Here is a 19,827-nt window from a genome sequence, read left to right as displayed (position 1 = left end):
AAAGTTGACTTAAAAATGGTGCTATACCCAAGGCCATCGGTGGCGCGGGAAGCTAACAGCCCTGCGGCTTCAAGTACGATGTCATGGCATGTTCAGCGCGGATTGTCACCCCCGATTGCTGGCTGCGCCACTGGATCACCGCCGGAGTGGACGTTAAATCGAACTGCTCACGCCCTAAAGCCCGGTTGAGGATGCGAGCTGATCGCCAAGCCATCAGACTGAGCTGGGGTTCGGCGATGCCGTGGCTGTGCATACCCATGTTTACGGCAAACAAGCAGTTATCGTGTGGTCCTCGCCAGTCGAGGGTGAAGTCGGGTGCGATACGGTATTGATAATCGGCGGTCATTGTCAGGCGCTTGGTCAATGGCTCGAGGAACGCGGGGCGATCCTGCTGATAACCGGTCGCAAAGATAACCACATCGGTATCGAAGGTCTCTTTGCCATGATCGAGATGGTGATGAGTCACTAACTGATAACCGCTGCCTTGCGGATGCATCGCTGTCAGCGAACGGCTGGGTAGCAAACTCGCCCAAGGCTGCTCACGCAAAACTTCAAATTGATGATACATCGCCCGATAGATAGCCAGTAGTGACTCACTGGTAATGCCGTCAGAGGTCATTTTCTGCTCGGCCAGCATCTGTTGCTTGGCGCTGTCGTTCAGGCTATAGAAACTCTCCACGTATTCCGGCGTGAAATACTCATTAGCAAAAGCGGCCTCATCCAGCGCGTTGTAGTTGTTGCGGCGTGAAATCCAATTCAGCTGTTTCGGTTGACCCCATTCGGCACGGAAGATGTTCAGGAACAGATCCGCGCCACTCTGGCCCCCACCAATGATGGTGACACGTTTGCCTGTCAGATCCGGATTATGTAGCGCCATCTCACTGGCGTGGAAACAGTGGTCATTTTGTTCAGTCACGCAGGCCGGCAGTTTGATACGTTTGCCGATCCCCAGACAAATATGGCGCGCATGGTAGACTTTCCGTGGTGTAGTGACGACAAAATGGCGCTGTAGATCGTCAAAATTCACACTCTGAATATCCTGGCTGAACTCCAATGAACTCAGGTCATTGGCGGCCCAACTGAGGTAGTCTGCGAACTCTTCCCGTGAAACCGTGCGGTGCTCGGTGGTTAAGAAGCGGTAGAATTTTTTCCGCTGCACTAAATAGTTCAGAAAACTGTATGGGTTAGTCGGCGATACCGCGCTGACTAAATCCTTCAGAAAACTGGTCTGCATGTGGCAGTCCGGCACCATCATGCCGGGATGCCAGGAAAAGAACGGCTTGCGCTCAAAAAATTTGCAGTTAAAGCCGGGAACTTCACTGCCGAGTGCGGCAATGCTGAGGTTGAATGGACCGATGCCAATGCCGATGAAATCCAGAGTCTGATTCATTGGGCTAGCTCCTTGGTGACCAAATAAAGAGGGTTATCCAGATCCTGCAAGTAGTTCGGCAACATGCGATTGCCGCCGTCTTGCTCTGAATAGGTGAGTTTCACCGGGTTGAGGACCACACGAATAATGCGTGGTTTGAATAAACTGAATAAAATGAAGCGGTCTGCCATGTCTGGGTGCTGCGCCATATAGCGCTCCAGCACCTGCGCCAGCAGTTGATAGAATCGCTGTTCACTGACACCGTAAGCCTGCATTAGTGGTGAGATAAATCGCAGCACGGTGACAAAATGCCCGGTCTGTAGATCGTGAATCAGATAGTCGGCAGACAAGCGCGCCGTCACGTCTTTCACTATCTTGGGCAGGGAGGCCGCTTGCGGAAACTCCTTGTCTACCAGACGCATATCACCTTGGAAGTCTTTCAATAAGATGCGTTGCGGCACATGGTCTTTCATCACCAATGTGATGTTTTGGCCGTGAGCAATCAGTGCCACACCATAACAACACATCAGGTGATACATCGGCACCACCACCACACGGAACATTTGTGTCAGCCAAGCTTCAGCACTTAATCCCGAACTGGCAATATAGGCCGCGATCAGTGGATGGCCCTGATTATCGGTCTCCATCAGCGTTGCCATCAAAATGGCTTGTTCACCCTGTTGTAAATAGCAGGATGGATTTTCCCGCCAGATAACGCCGAGCATCTCCTGATAGCGGTAGGGCGTTTTAGCCAGCGCTGCATAGGTTTGGTGCGTCATATAACCGGCCGCAGGCTCACCGAGGATCTCGGCACCGCTTGTACGCAGCGTACTGTCTTGCGCAAATATCTGCTGCAACCAGCGGGAAGCCGCCGGACCGGCACTGATGTACTTACCGGGAATGCCGCGATAGCAAGAGGTGTTGTAGATGGTGAGGGGGAGTTTGATATCAAATGGCACACGGCGGCTGACATTGGTCAATGTACGCAGTGACTGTTGCGCCAAATAATGATCGCCAAACTCGCCCAGTTCGACCAGTTCACCCTCCGCCAGCTGCGGCAGGAAGTGCAGGGCGATTTTTTGCTGCCATTGCCATGGGTGCAGAGGCACGGGGATCCACTCATCGCTCAATTTTAGCTCACGCCAACGGCCCTCAAAGCGCTGACGTTCAGCCCGCGACATGGCGCTGTCGAGCAGGGTATCCAGTGCGAGGTCAGTATCGGTACACCACACAAAACTGCCCCGTTTCGCAGCCACCCAGTGCAGGCGGAATTGGCCCTGATATTCGGGGGCATATTGTTGCAGGGCGGTTAGCCCCCAACCACGGCGGCCCTTGTTGAAGATAAATTTTGGGTGACCGGCGAGCAGGCATTGCAGTGCATCAGCATCAAGGGCGATCAGATCCTCGGCGCTCATGCCGTGGCGAGCCGAGAGCAGCTGCATGTCACCACGAAGCGTGGCGTATAAATCTTCCAAGTGCTCAGCAACCTGAGCATCATCCATCGCCAGAACCTGAGCCAATTGGCGCAGCAGGTAGTCAGCCGTCAGCGGTACCCCATCGCAGCCTAATGAACTGGGATCAATATGCAGCCAGCCCCAAATACCCCGCTCGGCGTTAAAGGTATAAACCGCACTCGGTAAGGCGATGCGCCATGCTTCTCCCTGTGGCTCAGCACACAATGTGCGCTCGTACTCCAGCTCGGCAAGGATCTTGGCGACCATCTGGCGGTTAACGCGCTCCCAGGCGGTATAATCGTGAGTGATCATATCGCCTCCTCTCGGAAAAATTCAGTGCGCTGATTGACGATCAGCCGCGAGCGTTTATGTGGGAAATCAAACTCTTTCAATGTGTGGTAGCCCGCCGCTGGCAGGTGACGGAATAAACGCTGGTTATCGGCGCGCGGCTCAGCCACCACGCGTGTCGTGCGCGGCTCGTCCAGATAGAGATAATGCGTCAGGCCACGTAACCAACTGCGAATGTATTGCGCCCCACGCCAGCACTCCTCGCCAACCAACATATGCAGCCCACGGTCAAAAGGCTGCCAGCGGTAATGGCGGCCAATTCTGTCTTCCGCCGCCCAATAAACTTCGAAATAGCCAAAGGGTTGGTCGTCGAAACAGCCCAATAACGGGTAGCAATAACTGGAGTCCAACTGGCGTTGTAGGTATTCCACTTGGGCTTCAAGTGGGCCGCGCATCTCCCAGAAAGCATCCACGCGCGGTGAGTTCATCCAGCGAGTGAATTGCTCGGCGTCACGGTCAATCTCCGGTAAGCGAAAACTCAGCGTGCGCTTAATTTGTGGGTCAAAACGGCGATAAACTTCCCCGTGAGGGCGGGCGGGCCGCTGCGGGAACCAGATATTACGCTCGGCGTCATACTGCATTTGACTTGAAGCCGGGTGGCGTTCTGCTCCCAGCCACAGCGGTAGTTGATAAAACGGCTCCCGCGCCAGATAGTCGCCGCTTGCCAATGCAAACAGCGCCAGCGCTTGCGGCTCTTCACACCACTCGGCATAGGGCAAAGCAATGCCGGTTAACTGCGGGGCGGCGACGAATAATTGATCCAAGGCTTGTACCAACCAGCCCTGAGGTAATGGCCCCGGATAATTCAGTACTGCGCTGCCGTCTAGCCCTAAACCGAGGATGAGGTTCTTGTCCAGATGTTCGCAGCGAAAACTGCCACGGGAGTGCATCAATTTGGCGGATGGCATCATAGGGCCACCTCTTGGCGCTGTTGGGGCGCGACATGGAAAGGGTTAGCGAAATCAAAATAGATCACTGCCGGATCAACGATGGTATTTTCGTTGTGATCGTGCAGATAGCAGAAGAAATTACCCTTGCAGTTCCAGTGGGAGCTGTCGAGGACGTAATCCAGACACCGCGTATTTTTGGCGGTCACGCGCAGGCCGTGGAGTGCATCGCGAACTCGCGCTATCAGGTTCTCTTCGCTGTCGAAATTAGCAGCCGCCAGTGCGGCGGTCACCGCCAGACTGGAGTTCACCAGCAGGTAATAGGGGAAATAGCGCAGTAATTGCTGCTCGCTGAAGCGGTTTTCTGCATCGGCTTCGCCAATCTCTTCCAGCCACGGTGTCGCATCACGGGTAAAACCGCTGCCTTGGCAGTCGCGATACAACATGCCGACCGGCAGATCTTGTTGCATCTCCACCAGAATATTTTGCTGATGTGCCAGTAACACTAGTCCGTAGTCGGCCTCAGTACTGAACAGCGGTAGCAAAACATGCTGGCAATAAGCATCTAACCAGCAGTGGGCCGCTTGTTGTAAGGGTAGATTCAAGCGCGCAGCTAAACGGCGTACTGCACAAGCTAGCAAACTGTCGCCCCCATCTGGCGCGGCTTGGGTCAAGGTCACCAACACATTGGTTTGATTCTCTGGTTGGCTGAACAGCAGATTGTCGCGCAGCACCATCAGGCTCTCTTCCTGAATCGTGCCCTCTAGCGAACGCAAGCCGGCCCAGCCATCTTCCTGCATCACACGGAAAGTTGGATAGTGCGCTTGTAGCGCTTGCCAGCGCGGGGTTTGCGCCAGCCGTGCCAAACGAATACCGCGTTTGACCTCTTTCACTGACAAGGTGCGCACCGAGTTGGTCAGGCGCACACTGAGTGAAAACTTAATCATATCGCGGTTTGATGGGCTGTAGAGCGAACGTGAGGAACTGGTGGGCAACCAGCGTTCGCCAGCTTCGCCCAGATCCTGTAACAGACCTTGCTGCACTAACTGTTGGCACCCATCCTGCGCCAACAGATGGTCGGCTTGCCAAGGGTGCATCGGTAGCAGCCAAACATTATCGGTAAAGTAGGGCAGCAATTGGGGCGCACTCTCACTGGTAAAACGTTGCAGCCGCTGTTGCAGTGTCAGCTTGAGGCTATCACCACACAGATAGCGCTTATCCACGGCAAACCAGCGCAGTGGGAAGCGGGCGGCATAGTCAGGCAGGTAGCGGCGCGCCTGTTTCTCATCGAAGGGTTCATGGGACTTTGGTGCCGGATGAAAGGCATGACCGACCAGTAGCCCTTGCTCTGCTTCAGCAAAGTTGAGCGGTTTATCGCGCAGTGATGGCCAATCCAGACGCACATTGATCGCTTGTTGGGTATTGTCATGACTTTCCAGCACCCGCTGACGGAAACGCGCGACGGCCTCTTCAGAGAGCTCACCTTTCACCGCTGGTTTCTCCAGCAATAAAGTGACTAATTGCTCGACGTTGATTGCCACACCAGTACCGTCATCCTGCTGATGCAGATAAGCCGGGAATAGATAGTGATGATGTTGCGTCGGGGAGATATGTCGCAAGGCAATGCGGATAGCGTGTGAAGATGAAAGGGGGAGGTGAAGCTGTGGATATTGTTGATTGTTCACTGCCGGAACTATTTGCCAATCCCAGGTTTCACGTATCAGTGCGTTGAGGAAACATTGCGCAGCCACATTGGTTGTCGCGGTTTCTAACTGGATAGTCATGATCCCAAATCTTCCTTAGTTCAAATGAGAACAATTCTTATATCAATAGTTATTACCATTATCAATAATAATCATGATACAGTTTGTCAATTGAACACCCTTGAATCATTAATGTTATTAACGGTTAATTCACCTTTGATGCAAATTCACTCACAGTTTGGTACAGGTTCGAGCCATCGGCCCTCTTCCAATTGGCCATTAGCCTTTTGCTCTGGGCTATTGGGAATTGGGCAAAACGGCTTATTGGTGGTGTTGCCAGTATTGGTAAGCAAAACTCACCTATCACTGGCGGTATGGGCAGGCTTGCTTACCCTCGGTTCAATGCTGTTTTTAGTCGGATCGCCGTGGTGGGGCCGCCAATCGGAGATTCGCGGCTGTAAATTTGTTGTCATCATGGCGTTGGCGGGCTACCTGCTCAGTTTTGCTCTGTTAGCGTTGGTAGTTTGGGGATTGGCAGTCGGATGGTTAGCGCAAATGACCGGGTTAGTCGCGCTGATTGTAGCACGTATTATTTACGGCCTGACAGTATCGGGCATGGTCCCCGCCTGTCAGACTTGGGCTTTGCAACGCGCTGGCTATGAGCAACGTATGGCCGCGCTGGCGACCATCAGTTCAGGTTTGAGTTGTGGCCGTCTACTTGGTCCGCTATGTGCCGCACTGGCTCTCTCAATACACCCGATGGCCCCTCTCTGGTTGATGGCGATAGCCCCCTTGATTGCACTATTAGTGGTGTGCTGCCAATACAATGACCCGCCGCTACCTCCGGTCACTCATCAGCAAAATCGTTTACGCATCAGCATGTTGCCCTATTTGCTCTGTGCGCTATTACTGGCCGCGACAGTCAGCCTAATGCAACTTGGGCTGGCCCCTCATCTGAGTCAATTATTCAGCCATTCGGCGACGACGGTGAGCCACCATGTCGCCATTTTATTGAGTGTGGCTGCCAGTTGTACGTTGTTAGCCCAGTTTTTGGTGGTACGTCCACAGCGCTTTACGGCTCCTCAGTTGTTGCTGATAGCGGCCTTATTGATGGTGTTTGGCTTAGGATTGATGTGCGCTCAATCACTGCTGCTCTTCTATGCGGGCTGTGCATTAGCCTCTTTTGGTGCGGCCATGGCGACACCGGGTTATCAATTGATGCTGAACGATAAGTTGTCCACCGGTAAAGGTTCGGGCGTGATAGCCACCAGTCATACATTGGGTTATGGCATGAGCGCATTAATGGTACCCGTCGTTGCAAAATTCTACGGTGAGTCACAGTTAATTGCAGCAGCTCTGATGATGGCCGTTCTGTTGGGTGGTATAAGCGGCTGGCTCTGGTGTCAGCATCGAGAAACAGCACCTTCTGCGGGAGAGTAACTGATATGTCCGGTCCCTCAAGTTACCGAGTTTTTGATATCAAATTGAAAGTTAAAGTGAATATATCGCCTTCGCTGATGCGTTGTGTCTTTGAAGGGGCTGAGGTGAATCGCATGAAACTTGAAGCGCCAGATCAGCGGATCAAACTGCTGTTCCCAGCAGAAGAGGGCCAGATTCCTCAGTTGGAGAAGGGCGATGACTGGTACCGCAGTTACATGGCTTTGCCGAAGCAACAGCGTCCGGTGATGCGCACTTACACACTGCGCGCATTGCGGGCGGAGTGTAACGAGATGGATGTGGAGTTTGTTCTGCACGGTGAAACTGGCCCGGCATCTGCCTGGGCAACACATGCTAAACCAGGTGATGCTATTCAGGTCGTAGCCCCGAATGCCGAGTATCAACTCGACAGTGGGGGTTATGAGTGGTCCCCGCCAGCACAGATGACGCAGGCGCTACTGATTGCCGATGAAACCGCGTTACCGGCGGCGGTGGCGATTTTGGAACAATTGGCATTACAGATAAAACCACCACAGGTTCAGGCTTTTTTTGAGGTGCCGGTTGCCGGTGATTGCATCAATCTTGAGCGATTTCAGTTTGCACAAGTGCACTGGTTGCCACGGGATGCGGAACGTCACCCCGCCCATGGTCGCTTGTTAGTTGATGCAGTGCGCCAATGGGTACAGATTCCGGCTATGGTGCAGGTCGAAGGACAGTCATTGGCAGAAAACAGTCTGGGCGGTGAGGTGCTATGGGAGCGCGCCGAAGGTGAGAAGGCGTTCTACGCATGGGTAGCCGCGGAGTCCTCAACGGTGAAAGTCTTGCGCCGCTATCTCATTGGTGAGTGTGGCCTGGATCGTTCCACGGTCAACTTTATGGCGTATTGGTGCTAATGGCTCCGTTGCCATTGGGGATGTGAATACAGAAAGTAAGGTGGCTAAGGCGGGGTGAAAACTGAGCATCCTGCCTCAGTTTTCACCCTTGAGATTACTGGTGAGTGACGACCACCAGGCGGATAGCATCTAAACGCCAGCCCGCTTGATTGAGACTTTCCAGTACCAATTTACGGTTATGTTCCAGTGCTTCCAGCTCATCATCACGAATATTTGGGTTAACCGCTTTTAGGGCTTCCAAACGCGCCAGTTCAGCACTTAACTTATCATCAGCTTCGTGCTTAGCGGCATCAATCAACAGCTGTGCTTGCTCCGCAACTAGCGCCTCCGCCTGCTGCAACATGGTGTGAACCTCTTGCTGCACCGCATTGACCAACTTGCTGGAGGTATGACGATTAACCGCATTCAACTGGCGGTTAAAGGTTTCAAATTCAACCTGTGCCGCCAGATTGGTGCCGTTACGATCCATCAGCATCCGCACCGGAGTCGGTGGCAAGAAACGGGTCAATTGCAGATGTTTTGGCGCTTGCGCTTCGACCACATAAACCAATTCAGCGAGCAAAGTGCCAACAGGCAATGCTTTGTTTTTCAACAAAGAAACTGCGCAGCTGCCGGTGTCGCCAGACAGGATCAGATCCAAACCATTGCGGATGATTGGATGCTCCCAACTGACAAACTGGGCATCTTCCCGCGACAGTGCCTGTTCGCGATCAAAGGTGACGGTGCAGCCATCTTGCGGCAGCCCAGGGAAGTCCGGCACCAGCATGTGGTCCGATGGCGTCAGTACGATCAGGTTATCGCTGCGATCTTCTTGGTTGATCCCAACAATATCGAACAAGTTAAGAGCGAAACTGACTAAATTCACGTCATTATCTTGATCCTCAATAATCTGCGCCAACTCCTGCCCATGTTCGCCGCCGTTAGAGTGCATCTCCAATAGGCGGTCGCGGCCTTGTTCCAACTGAAGTTTCAGCTCTTCATGCTGCTGGCGGCAGGTGTGGATAAACTCATCCAGCCCTTCCTGCTCATTCGGGGTTGCCAGATAACCAATCAGTGTTTGATAACCGGTATCATAGATGGTGCGGCCGGTTGGGCAGGTGTGCTCGAAAGCATCCAAACCTTCGTGATACCAGCGTACCAGCACCGCCTGGGCGGTATTTTCCAAATAGGGCACCATGATTTGGATTTCGCGGTTCTGGCCGATACGGTCCAGACGGCCAATACGCTGTTCCAGTAAATCTGGGTTGAACGGCAGGTCAAACATCACCAACTGGCAGGCGAACTGGAAGTTACGCCCTTCCGAACCGATTTCAGAGCAGAGTAACACCTGCGCGCCATCCTCTTCAGAGGCGAAGTAGGCGGCGGCACGGTCGCGTTCAATCAGCGATAAACCTTCATGGAACACGGCCGCACGGATAGCTTCGCGTTCACGCAGCACTTGTTCGAGCTGCAATGCCGTGGCGGCTTGCGCGCAGATAACCAGCACTTTCTCACCACGATTAGCAATCAGATAGTTGAGCAGCCACTCAACCCGAGGGTCGAAGTTCCACCAGGTGGCATTTTCGCCTTCAAACTCCTGATAGATTTGCTCCGGATACAGCATGTCTTTGGCGCGCGCTTCCAGGGTTTTTTTGGCACCCATGATGCCCGACACTTTAATCGCCGTTTGGTACTGAGTCGGCAGCGGCAGCTTAATCTGATGCAATACGCGATGCGGGAAGCCCTTCACCCCGTTACGGGTGTTACGGAACAAGATCCGGCTGGTGCCGTGTCTGTCCATCAGCATGGTCACCAACTCTTTACGGGCGGCTTCGCTGTCTTCACTTTGGCTATTGGCGGCTTTCAGCAGCGGTTCAATATCTTGCTCAGCCATCAGTTCGCCCAACAGATTTAGCTTATCGTCGGCTAAGCGCTCACCACCCAGCAGCAGTGTCACGGCATCGGCAATCGGGCGATATTTCTGCTGCTCATTGATGAACTCTTCGTAGTCATGGAAGCGATCAGGATCGAGCAAACGCAAGCGAGCAAAGTGGCTCTGCTGGCCCAATTGCTCTGGTGTTGCGGTCAACAGTAAGACGCCGGGGATATTTTCAGCCAACTGTTCAATAACCTGATATTCGCGGCTCGGCGCCTCTTCGCTCCACGCCAGATGGTGCGCTTCATCCACCACCAGTAGATCCCAAGCGGCGTCTGCCAACTGCTCCAAACGCTGCTTATTACGGCGCACAAAATCCAGTGAACAGATCACCATTTGCTCGGTTTCAAACGGATTGGTGCTGTCTTGCAAGGCTTCGGAGTAGCGGCTGTCATCAAACAGCGAGAAGCGCAGATTAAAGCGGCGCAACATCTCAACTAACCACTGATGTTGCAGGCTTTCTGGCACCACAATCAGTACACGCTCAGCACGGCCCGCCAGCAGTTGCTGGTTGATAATCATCCCAGCTTCGATGGTTTTACCCAAGCCCACTTCATCGGCCAGTAATACGCGCGGTGCATGGCGCTGTCCCACTTCATAAGCGATATGTAGTTGGTGTGGGATCAGGCTGGCACGGACGCCACGCAGGCCGCTCCATGGCAAGCGGAACTGCTCACTTTGATACTTACGGGCGCGAAAACGCAGGGCAAAACGATCCATGCGGTCGATTTGACCGGCAAACAACCGATCTTGTGGTTTGCTGAAAGTCAGTTTGCTATCGAGCAACACTTCACGCATTGAGACGCCGGTCTCTTCTGTATCCAGACGGGTGCCGATATAGGTAATTAGCCCGTTTTCGTGTGTCACCTCTTCCACTTTCAGCTGCCAGCCTTCGTGGTGAGTGATGGTATCGCCCGGATTGAACATGACACGGGTGATCGGCGAGTCATTTCTGGCGTAAAGGCGGTTTTCACCGGTTGCGGGGAACAGTAAGGTGATCATGCGTACGTCGATGGCAACGACAGTACCCAATCCAAGTTCGCTTTCTGTGTCGCTGATCCAGCGTTGACCAAGTGTAAAAGGCATAAATTATCGGCTCGATTTTTTTGTTGGACAGTTATTGAGTAGAAAAGTGTTTGTCAGTGTGATTGATGCGAATTTTGGCAAGGGCGCTATGGTAATGGAAGGCGAGCGCTGCGTCACCTGTAAAACAGCTGAATTACGATTAAAATAGCCCCAGTTGCCCGGTTATCAGCGTGGTGAAGTCATCGTGCATAAAAGGAAGTATAGCGTCAGCCACCGGTTGTAGCTGGCGGGTCAAATAGTGATCGTAATCGATGGGGGATTGGCGCGTCTCCAGTGGCTCGGGGCCAGCGGTGGTCATGACGTAACTTATCCAGCCGCCATTTTGATATTGCAATGGGCGGCCCTGCTTGCGGTTAAACTCATCCGCCAGCCGTGCTGCTCTGGCGTGCGGCGGCACATTGCGCTGATAGTCGTCGAGCCGCCGACGCAGGCGTTTGCGGTAGATCAACTGCTCATCCAGTTCGCCATTCAGGGTGCGCGCCACGTAATCGCGCACATAGTCCTGATAGGGCTGCCGCTGGAAAATCCGCAGATATAACTCGCGCTGGAATTGCTGCGCCAGCGGGGTCCAATCGGTGCGAACTGTCTCCAGCCCCTTGTACACCATCTGATCGCCGGTGGGTGTTGATATCAGCCCGGCATAGCGTTTTTTGCTGCCTTGCTCCGCGCCGCGGATGGTGGGCATCAAAAAGCGCCGATAGTGGGTTTCAAACTCCAGCTCCAGTGCGCAGGGTAAGTTATAAATTTGCTGGATATGGTTTTGCCACCATTGATTGACGTGCTGAACCAGTTCTTTGCCGATGCGCGCTGCCTGAGCTTCGCTATGGGCATTTTTCAGCCAGACAAAGGTTGAGTCGGTATCGCCATAAATCACCTGATAGCCCTGTGCTTCAATCAATTCGCGGGTTTGGCGCATGATCTCATGGCCGCGCAGGGTGATCGAGGAGGCTAATCTTGGGTCGAAGAAGCGGCAACCGCTGGAGCCAAGCACGCCATAAAAGGCGTTCATAATGATCTTCAATGCTTGGGATAACGGCTTATTTTGCTGACGTTTTGCTGCTTCTCTTCCCTGCCAAATCTGGTTAACAATCGCCGGCAGGCAGTGTTTCTCGCGGGAGAACCAGGCCCCGCGAAAGCCCGGAACCGAGTGCTCATCATCAGGCTGCTGCATACCCGCGACTAACCCGACCGGATCAATGAGAAAGGTGCGGATAATCGAGGGATAGAGGCTTTTATAGTCGAGCACCAGCACCGAATCATACAAACCGGGCTGAGAATCCATCACAAAACCGCCGGGGCTGTGCTCTTCTGGTAGCTCACCTAAATTGGGGGCCACATAACCGATACGGTGCATCCGTGGCAGATAAAGGTGGGTAAAGGCCGCGACTGAACCGCCGCTGCGATCCGCCGCCAGCCCAGTGACGGTTGCGCGCTCAAGCAGGAAGCTCAGCAGCTCGGTTTTGGCAAAAATCCGCGTCACCAGCTCACAATCTTTCAGATTATAGCGGGCCAGTGCTGGCTTATCATTGGCAAAGCGATGATTGATCTCATCCATGCGTTGATAGGGGTTATCACTGGCTTTCCCTTCTCCCAGCAAGGTTTGCGAGACAGATTCCAGACTGAAGGAGGGAAAGTTCCAGGTCGCCGATTTCAGCGCCTCGATGCCATCGATAATCAGCCGTCCGGCCGCCGAGGCAAAAAAGTGCCCCTGCTTAAAGCCGTGCTCGCGCCACTCCAGCAGGCTACCGCCACGGCCAAAACGCAGTGGGATCTGATAGCGATCCGCGTGTTTTTGTAGCACGCGCAGATCAAACTGCACCAGATTCCAGCCAATAATGGCATCGGGATCATACTGCTCCAGCCATTGGTTCAGTTTCTCCAGCAACAGCGGGCGGCTGGCGACATATTCCAGATTGAAATCCAGTGCGGCACTCTTCGCATCATCGCCATTGGGCGGCCCCAACATGTAAACCTGCCGCTGACCGCAACCTTCTAAACCAATGCAATAAAGCTCGCCGTGTTCGCTGGTTTCGATATCCAGCGACAGCAGTTTTAGCACGGGGCGATACTCATCTGCCGGTTTCATTTGGGTATTGAGCAGCGGGCCGTTGCTGTTGTCATCCCCGCTGAACCAGACTGGCGCGGTAATAAAGCGCTCCATCAGAAAACGTTCGGGCGGGCGAATGTCACCTTCATAAACATTCACGCCACTTTCCCTGAGCAGTTTTTCCAAGCGGATTAACTGGCGATGCTGGGTGCAATACAGCCCCAGGACTGGGCGTTGGTGGAAATCGGTCAGCTCAAGAGGGCGCAGTTGCCAACGGCGTTCATCACGCAGCAGGGTTTCAACCCGTTGCCGTTGTTCGGCCGGGATAAAGGCGACCGATGGCTGAGGCGGCAGTCTAACGTGCTGCGGCCCTTCATCGGTGGCTAGCCAGAATTCAACTTCGGTGCTTGCCTGCGTGTCACGCCAGTGGCGAGTGAGCAGGAAGCCCTGACGGGTGTGCCCCACACTGCTACCTTTAGTAAGAGAAACTATTTAAATTATGTACAGGCTATTTTATTTGCCATTTTGAATTTGGGCAGTGCTCGAAATCCTCACGTACTCTGTGTACGCTCCGGTTTCTGCGCGCTGTCCGCATCCAAACTGGCTGCAACAATAACGCCTGGGGCTTAAGCTCTCTTAGTATGGGTATTTATACAGTGATTGTCTATTTCAATGATGATTCGCCATTGACTCATTTCTCAATGGGCCGGACAATTCCCCCGCGCCTGAAACAGGGTTGTTAACCAACGGACAAACTTATGGAAGCCTACGTATTACATTTACTGACACAATCTCTGGCTTTCGCGCTATTTGTCGTCATGTTCGTGACTTTTCTCGAATCTTTAGCGCTGGTGGGAATGCTACTGCCAGGGACTATCATGATGACCACCGTGGGGGCGCTGATTGGCAGCGGAGAGATGGATTTTTATTGGGCCTGGGCCGCAGCAACAGTCGGTTGTCTGACCGGGGATTGGCTCTCGTACTTTATTGGTCGCCGTTTCAAAGCGCCGCTGCACCGCTGGTCTTTCCTGAAAAAACATAAATCGATGCTGGCGAAAACCGAACATGCGCTGCACAACCACAGCATGGCCACGGTTCTGCTGGGGCGCTTTATCGGCCCGGCCCGGCCTATCGTGCCAATGGTGGCGGGGATGCTGAATCTGCCGCCAGCAAAATTCGCGCTACCCAATGTGATTGGTTGCCTCACCTGGCCGCCGGTCTACTTCTTCCCTGGCATACTGGCCGGTGTTGCCATTGATATCCCGCCGAGCGCCAACAGCTTTATGTTTAAGTCTCTGTTAGTGGCAGTGGTGCTGCTGATTTGGCTGGCCTGCTGGTTATCATGGCGCTGGTGGCGTTTTGATAAACGTAGCCCAGATCGCCTGAGCAAGTGGCTACCCCTTGCCCGACTGCGCTGGCTGACGCTGCTGGCGATTGCACTCGCGATCGCCAGTTTTGTCTGGCTGCATATGCAGCCGATGATGCCGATTTATCGCCATCTGTTATGGAAAGTCTTGGTCGGATAGCGTAATGCCTAGCACACTAGCTTCTGGCGCACTGCCGCTGACCAGTGCTTGAGTCTGACCGTCATAGTAAATGCGGCCATCAACCACGAGTAAGGTGCGGTCGGCGATGCGCGCGGCATCATCGAGATTGTGTGACACCATCAGCAGCGTCAGTTGGCGCTGGTGGCACACCTGATCGACCAGTTGCAGCATTTCATTGCGCAATGCGGGGTCCAGCGCAGAAAAGGGTTCATCCAACAGTAGGATTGGCTGACTGCGCACCAGACAGCGCGCGAGTGCTGCCCGCTGGCGTTGACCGCCGGAGAGTTGCGCGGGCAGGCGGTCGAGGCACGACTCCAATCCCACTTGCTGGGCAATCTGGCTGAGTAACTGTTTTTGCTGTTGGTTGAGTTTCAGCCCCGGATGCAACCCCAGCCCGATGTTCTGCTCTACATTGAGGTGCGAGAACAGATTATTCTCCTGAAATAGCATCGATACCGGTCTTTGGGCGGGTACTGTGGTGGTGTGATCCTGATTATTCAGCAACATACGACCACTGGCTGGCGCTAAGAAACCGGCGATCAGACTCAGCAGGGTGCTTTTACCTGCGCCACTCGGGCCAAGGATCGACACCCGCTCGCCGGGCTGAATGCGCAAATCAAAGCGCATCGGTAAGTGGTCGTACAGATAGGTTATTTTCTCAAGCTTTAGCATGGCGGCTCGGCAGTCGTTCAATCAGAGTAAACAGCAGGAAGCAGAGCAGCAACAGCAGCAGGGCGGTCACTGCGCCATCGTTGCTGCGGTAAGAGCCTATCTGCTGATAGAGATAAAATGGCAGGGTGCGGAAGTGCTCATTACCAAATAGCGCCACCACGCCAAAATCGCCGATGGAGAGCACACTGGCAAAGGCCAGCGCTTGCGCCAATGGGCGCTTTAGGGCGCTTAGCTCAATATGGCGCAACCGGTGCCAGCCGCGGATATCCAGCGATAAGCAGAGCGGCGTATAGCGCTCGGCCAGATCACGCATCGGGTTATCCAGCACTTTCAAGGCATAGGGCACCGCCATCAGCGCATTGGTCAGGATCACCAGCGCGTAAGGGGATTGTGGCAAGCCCAGCGTGTCGTTTAGCAGCAGAAAGAAGCCGGTCGCCAGCACGATACCCGGCATCGCCAGGATCACCATGCCGCTCACTTCCAGTGCTTGCCCGTAAGCCATCTGCTGACGCAGTTTCAGCTCACGGCTGCTCCACAACAGCATCATGGTCAGGGTGACACACAGCAATCCGGCCCCAATGGCGATGGTGAATGAGGTAAAGAAGGCTTGCCAGAGCGGCGGTTGCTGCAACACGGTGAGTATCGTTTGATTGCTGCCATCAATGACGACCGCGAGCAAAGGGGGAACCATCAATAGCAAAGCCGCACCAATCAGCAAAGTATCGCTGATGCGCGACCAATAGCTATCTTGCTGGCTGCGCCACATCTGCCCGTGAGTACTCCCCACCGCCAGCACCGAGTTTAGCCGCTGGCTCAGCACCACCAATCCCAGGCAGCAGCCCAGTTGGATTAGCGCCAATAGTGCGGCGCGCCCGAGATCATAGTCGTAGCTAAGCGCCTGATAAATCGCCAACTCTATAGTGGTGGCTTGTGGCCCGCCGCCCAGTGACAGCACAGTGGCGAAGCTGGCAAAACAGAGCATAAAAATCAGCGCGGCAGTGGGCAGAATTTGGCGGCGCAGATAGGGCCACTCGACCCAACGGAGATGCTGCCAGCCATTCATACCCAACTGCGCGGCGAGCTGGCGCTGCTCTACGGCAATGCTCTCCAGTGATTGCAGCAACAAGCGGGTTGCCAGCGGCATATTAAAGAAAATATGCGCCAGCAAAATGCCCTGTAAACCATAGGGCGAGAAGCGGTAATTCATCCCCAGCCAGCTAAACAGCCCAGCCAGCCAGCCCTGGCGGCCATAGACCGTCAGGATCCCGAACAGCGCCACCAGCACTGGCAGCACCAGTGTCATGGCGCATAAACGCAGCATCAGTTGACGGCCAGGAAAGCGGCGGCGATACAGGGCGCGGGCTAGAAAAATGGCGGGTGTGACCGACAGCAGCGCCGAGAGAAACGCCTGCCAGAAGGTAAAGCGGATCACATGCCACAGATAGCTGTCATGCCAGATACTTTGCCAGTCTGCCGCAGGTGCATGTCGCCAGATAGCGGTGAACGCCAATAAGGCGACACCTACTATCAGCGCGGCGGCAAGCAGCCCCGGCCACAACCATGGCGGAATTAGCGGCTGACGGCGGATTGCCATGCCTGAATCCATTTACCACGGTTATCGGCTACCTCTTTGGCATCAAACTGCAATGCTTTTTGCGGCACGTTGAGTGTTTCAAACCCTGCCGGAAGATCCATTTTGATCACCGGATACATCCAGTTGCCAGTGGGAATATGATTTTGGAAGGCAGGGGTGATGATAAATTTCATAAAACGCTGTGCCAGCTCCGGCTGTTTGCTGGACGCCACTTGACCCGCGACTTCCACTTGCAGGTAGTGGCCTTCGCTGAAATCGGCGGCGGCGTAGTTGCTTTTCTGCTCTTCAATCAGATGGTAAGCCGGCGAAGTGGTGTAGCTTAGCACCAGATCCCCTTCCCCTTTCAGGAACAGACCGTAAGCTTCGCTCCAGCCTTTGGTGACTGTGACGGTTTTTTTCGCCAGCTCTTGCCACGCCTGTGGGGCTTTATCGCCATACACTTTTTGCATCCACAGCATTAAGCCAAGGCCCGGTGTACTGGTGCGGGGATCTTGATAGATAACCTTCCACGGCGCTTTGCTGCTGACCAACTCTTGCAGGCTCTTCGGTGGGTTTTTCAGTTTGTTTTTGTCATACACAAAGGCAAAGTAGCCGTAGTCGTAAGGGACAAAGGTTTTGTTCTGCCACGGCTCAGGCAGTGTCAGTATGCTGGTATCCACCTGACTTGGCGCGAATAAACCGGTTTGCTCCGCCGCCTGTACCAGATTGTTATCTAAGCCTAAAATGACATCAGCCTGGCTATTTTTACCCTCCATCCGCAGACGGTTCAGCAGTGAAACGCCATCTTCCAGCGCCACAAATTTAAGCTGACAATCACATTCGGCTTCAAAGGCTTTTTTAATCGCTGGTCCTGGCCCCCAGTCGGCAGCAAAGGAGTCATAGGTGTAAACCGTCAGGGTGGGCTTATCGGCAGCAACAGCGGCAGCAGACAGCAAAAATAAGCAGGAAATCATGCATTTAAACACTTTGCACTCCTTAAGAATAAAGGTGGCAAAGGTATCTGAGGCGGTCAATAACGTCGCTATCGTGATGATAATACGTTATTTTTCTCAAATCCCTCCGCCGGTGTTAACCGGATCAGGTTCGACGGGTTTGCTCTCAGCTAACTGGCGGTTTTACTGCCAGTTAGCACCCCGTTGAGACGGCGCTATTGTAGTGATTAATTCGGGCGGGTGAAAGGGTGTTTATACCTCAGGTGGGGTAAACCAGGCTGATTTGAAGTCAAACCATCCGAGGGTGTTCATGCGCACGCCGCGCATACTGTGCTGCCCATATAATTCTAGCCAGTGATGGAACAGCGGGTGGAATTGATTTTGGCTGACTAATCGTTGGCTCCAGTCCGCCATCGGCAGGCTATTATTGCGCCATGATCCCACGTCGTGATGCAGTTCGTCGTCGAGGCAGTGTTGCAGCAGCGGTAGCTCATACAGGGTGGCAAACAGAGAGAACTCCAGCGGCAGGTAGAAGTTGGCACTGCCGAGCCAGATGTCGCTCTGCGCGTCGCCTTGATACCAACTGACATAATCCACGGTCTGAATCACTAGCTTGACGCCATGGGCGGCTAGCAGCGTGGTCAGTGTCTGGCCGATGGCATCAAATTCGGAGTGCTCGCTGTAAAAGGTGAGTGTCAGTTCGCTCAACCCTTCCGGCTTCGGCTCCAGTGTGGTCAGCCGGTTGTGGTGCCAGCGCGGCAACATGCCGTAAGCCGGTGACCAGTAGCGCTGGTAAAAAGGATCTGCATGGCTGAGTAGGGCGACGGGGGTGATCAACTCACAGAGCCAGCGGCGGATCTCGGGATGACTGGTCTGGGAGGAGCGCTGGTCAAACAGTAAAAAGTAGCAGCCCTCTTCCAGCCGACTCTCCAGCTCATTTTTACTGGTGTCGTCCGCCTGCAATTGCACGCCGGAGTAGACCAACTCCTCGGACAGCTCCGGCAACACCCAGATATTCACTTCATCAATCAACGCGCGGAAACCAAAATAGTTATCAAACGCCTGAATTTTCAATTGGCTACGATGATTACGCATCACTGAGTAAGGGCCAGTGCCGATAGGGTGGCGCGGGAAGTCGGGCTGACTCTCCCACTCCTGCGGCAAAATCATGGCGTGTACACTGCCCAACAACCAGGGTAACCAGTGGTCCGGGCTACTGAGATGCACGTCAATGACATAGGGGGTCGGCGAGCGCACCGCCGTGATATGCGAGAACAGCGGTTGTGGGATCAGGCGGGTCAGGCTGGTAATGACATCCTCCATCTCCAGTTCACGGCCATGATGAAAATGGATGGCCGGGCGCAAATAAAAGCGCCAATGCAGTGGGCTGATGGCTTGCCAGTGGTGAGATAAGTCCGGTTCGAGTTCCCCGTTTTCCTCATTTATTCGCGTCAGGCCATTAAAAATCTGCCGAACCATGTGGGTTTCTGAGCGGCGCAGGGCGGTGCCAGGGAGTAGATTGGGGAGCGGGCGATAATAGAGCACGCGCAAAATATGTTTACCCTGGCGGAAACTGCGCCCCAACTGGGATAGCAGCATTTGACGTACTGCTTTTTTATCCCCCACCAACTGCACCAGCTGATCAATATTATCCTGCTCCAGCAACTCATCGGCCCGCTGCTGTTGCAGTGCCAGCCCGGAGTAGAGGAAGGTCAATTGTGAGCGCTTACCACGGCCCGCTTCCGCTTGCCAACTCAGCCAGCCCTCGTGCTGCATACTGCCCAGCAAGGATCGGACATGACGACGTGAACAGCAGAGCACGTCGGCCAGCTCCTGTAAGGTGGTTTCCGTTGGCTGGCCATTAAACCGTTGCCAGAGGCGAATAAACTGCTGTTGCAAACGTGAGGCGGACATAAAAGAGGAACTCCACGGCAAATTTCATC

Annotated in this window: 13 protein-coding genes and 1 riboswitch; of the genes, 3 read left to right on the top strand and 10 right to left on the bottom strand. The window is 54.1% G+C overall.

All coding sequences use genetic code 11. The annotated features are described in order from the left end of the window. Nucleotides 1–52: 52 nt before the first annotated feature. From AACW11_RS17515 to AACW11_RS17500, 4 genes are read right to left on the bottom strand one after another with little or no spacing between them, the layout of a single operon-like run. Complete coding sequence (locus tag AACW11_RS17515; RefSeq protein WP_212584957.1) at nucleotides 53–1,390, bottom strand: lysine N(6)-hydroxylase/L-ornithine N(5)-oxygenase family protein; 1,338 nt, start codon at nucleotides 1,388–1,390, stop codon at nucleotides 53–55. Next, a complete protein-coding gene (gene iucC / locus AACW11_RS17510; protein ID WP_212584956.1) occupies nucleotides 1,387–3,135 on the bottom strand; it encodes an aerobactin synthase IucC in 1,749 nt (582 codons plus the stop codon). Before iucC ends, AACW11_RS17515 begins: the two co-directional genes overlap by 4 nt. Further along, complete coding sequence (locus tag AACW11_RS17505; protein WP_212584955.1) at nucleotides 3,132–4,082, bottom strand: GNAT family N-acetyltransferase; 951 nt, start codon at nucleotides 4,080–4,082, stop codon at nucleotides 3,132–3,134. Before AACW11_RS17505 ends, iucC begins: the two co-directional genes overlap by 4 nt. After that, on the bottom strand, nucleotides 4,079–5,842 hold the full coding sequence (locus AACW11_RS17500) for an IucA/IucC family protein (RefSeq protein WP_212584954.1): 1,764 nt from the start codon (nucleotides 5,840–5,842) through the stop codon (nucleotides 4,079–4,081). The genes AACW11_RS17505 and AACW11_RS17500 overlap by 4 nt, the downstream gene beginning before the upstream one ends. Nucleotides 5,843–5,980: 138 nt before the next feature. Between AACW11_RS17500 and AACW11_RS17495 the strand changes: the two genes are divergently transcribed. Both AACW11_RS17495 and AACW11_RS17490 read left to right on the top strand, forming a co-directional pair. Beyond that, nucleotides 5,981–7,201, top strand: coding sequence for an MFS transporter (locus AACW11_RS17495; RefSeq protein WP_212584953.1), 1,221 nt, complete (start codon nucleotides 5,981–5,983; stop codon nucleotides 7,199–7,201). 5 nt (nucleotides 7,202–7,206) lie between these two features. Continuing rightward, nucleotides 7,207–8,091 carry a siderophore-interacting protein gene (locus AACW11_RS17490; RefSeq protein ID WP_212584952.1) on the top strand — a complete coding sequence of 295 codons (885 nt, stop codon included), beginning with the start codon at nucleotides 7,207–7,209 and terminating at the stop codon, nucleotides 8,089–8,091. A 94-nt stretch (nucleotides 8,092–8,185) separates the two neighbouring features. On the opposite strand, the gene rapA is transcribed toward AACW11_RS17490, so the two are convergent. Further along, nucleotides 8,186–11,092, bottom strand: coding sequence for an RNA polymerase-associated protein RapA (rapA, locus tag AACW11_RS17485; RefSeq protein WP_212584951.1), 2,907 nt, complete (start codon nucleotides 11,090–11,092; stop codon nucleotides 8,186–8,188). Nucleotides 11,093–11,231: 139 nt separating this feature from the next. Further along, nucleotides 11,232–13,604 carry a DNA polymerase II gene (locus tag AACW11_RS17480; RefSeq protein WP_212584950.1) on the bottom strand — a complete coding sequence of 791 codons (2,373 nt, stop codon included), beginning with the start codon at nucleotides 13,602–13,604 and terminating at the stop codon, nucleotides 11,232–11,234. A 293-nt stretch (nucleotides 13,605–13,897) separates the two neighbouring features. On the opposite strand from AACW11_RS17480, the gene AACW11_RS17475 reads away from it, so the two are divergent. Continuing rightward, on the top strand, nucleotides 13,898–14,665 hold the full coding sequence (locus AACW11_RS17475; RefSeq protein ID WP_212584949.1) for a DedA family protein: 768 nt from the start codon (nucleotides 13,898–13,900) through the stop codon (nucleotides 14,663–14,665). Here AACW11_RS17475 and thiQ read toward each other — a convergent pair. The 4 genes from thiQ to sgrR all read right to left on the bottom strand — a co-directional run bounded on the left by thiQ (nucleotide 14,642) and on the right by sgrR (nucleotide 19,798). Further along, on the bottom strand, nucleotides 14,642–15,358 hold the full coding sequence (thiQ, locus tag AACW11_RS17470) for a thiamine ABC transporter ATP-binding protein ThiQ (protein WP_212584948.1): 717 nt from the start codon (nucleotides 15,356–15,358) through the stop codon (nucleotides 14,642–14,644). The genes AACW11_RS17475 and thiQ overlap by 24 nt on opposite strands. Continuing rightward, nucleotides 15,345–16,952 carry a thiamine/thiamine pyrophosphate ABC transporter permease ThiP gene (thiP, locus tag AACW11_RS17465; RefSeq protein ID WP_212584947.1) on the bottom strand — a complete coding sequence of 536 codons (1,608 nt, stop codon included), beginning with the start codon at nucleotides 16,950–16,952 and terminating at the stop codon, nucleotides 15,345–15,347. Before thiP ends, thiQ begins: the two co-directional genes overlap by 14 nt. Beyond that, nucleotides 16,928–17,917, bottom strand: a complete 990-nt coding sequence (thiB, locus tag AACW11_RS17460; protein WP_212584946.1) for a thiamine ABC transporter substrate binding subunit — start codon at nucleotides 17,915–17,917, stop codon at nucleotides 16,928–16,930. The genes thiP and thiB overlap by 25 nt, the downstream gene beginning before the upstream one ends. Nucleotides 17,918–17,988: 71 nt before the next feature. Further along, nucleotides 17,989–18,098: riboswitch (TPP riboswitch) on the bottom strand. A 38-nt stretch (nucleotides 18,099–18,136) separates the two neighbouring features. Next, complete coding sequence (sgrR, locus tag AACW11_RS17455) at nucleotides 18,137–19,798, bottom strand: HTH-type transcriptional regulator SgrR (protein ID WP_212584945.1); 1,662 nt, start codon at nucleotides 19,796–19,798, stop codon at nucleotides 18,137–18,139. Between the last annotated feature and the right edge of the window lie 29 nt (nucleotides 19,799–19,827).

The organism is Yersinia sp. Marseille-Q3913 (genome assembly GCF_963892745.1).
Taxonomy (GTDB): domain Bacteria; phylum Pseudomonadota; class Gammaproteobacteria; order Enterobacterales; family Enterobacteriaceae; genus Yersinia; species Yersinia bercovieri.
Note: the sequence above shows the minus strand (reverse complement) of the source record. Positions and strands in the feature narration are given on the sequence as shown.

Excerpts from the sequence above, each read along its gene's own strand:
- thiQ (WP_212584948.1), bottom strand. The coding sequence starts at position 15,358 with ATGCTAAAGCTTGAGAAAATAACCTATCTGTACGACCACTTACCGATG.
- AACW11_RS17475 (WP_212584949.1), top strand. The coding sequence starts at position 13,898 with ATGGAAGCCTACGTATTACATTTACTGACACAATCTCTGGCTTTCGCG.
- rapA (WP_212584951.1), bottom strand. The coding sequence starts at position 11,092 with ATGCCTTTTACACTTGGTCAACGCTGGATCAGCGACACAGAAAGCGAA.
- AACW11_RS17490 (WP_212584952.1), top strand. The coding sequence starts at position 7,207 with ATGTCCGGTCCCTCAAGTTACCGAGTTTTTGATATCAAATTGAAAGTT.
- thiP (WP_212584947.1), bottom strand. The coding sequence starts at position 16,952 with ATGGCAATCCGCCGTCAGCCGCTAATTCCGCCATGGTTGTGGCCGGGG.
- iucC (WP_212584956.1), bottom strand. The coding sequence starts at position 3,135 with ATGATCACTCACGATTATACCGCCTGGGAGCGCGTTAACCGCCAGATG.
- AACW11_RS17500 (WP_212584954.1), bottom strand. The coding sequence starts at position 5,842 with ATGACTATCCAGTTAGAAACCGCGACAACCAATGTGGCTGCGCAATGT.
- AACW11_RS17505 (WP_212584955.1), bottom strand. The coding sequence starts at position 4,082 with ATGATGCCATCCGCCAAATTGATGCACTCCCGTGGCAGTTTTCGCTGC.
- sgrR (WP_212584945.1), bottom strand. The coding sequence starts at position 19,798 with ATGTCCGCCTCACGTTTGCAACAGCAGTTTATTCGCCTCTGGCAACGG.
- AACW11_RS17495 (WP_212584953.1), top strand. The coding sequence starts at position 5,981 with ATGCAAATTCACTCACAGTTTGGTACAGGTTCGAGCCATCGGCCCTCT.
- AACW11_RS17515 (WP_212584957.1), bottom strand. The coding sequence starts at position 1,390 with ATGAATCAGACTCTGGATTTCATCGGCATTGGCATCGGTCCATTCAAC.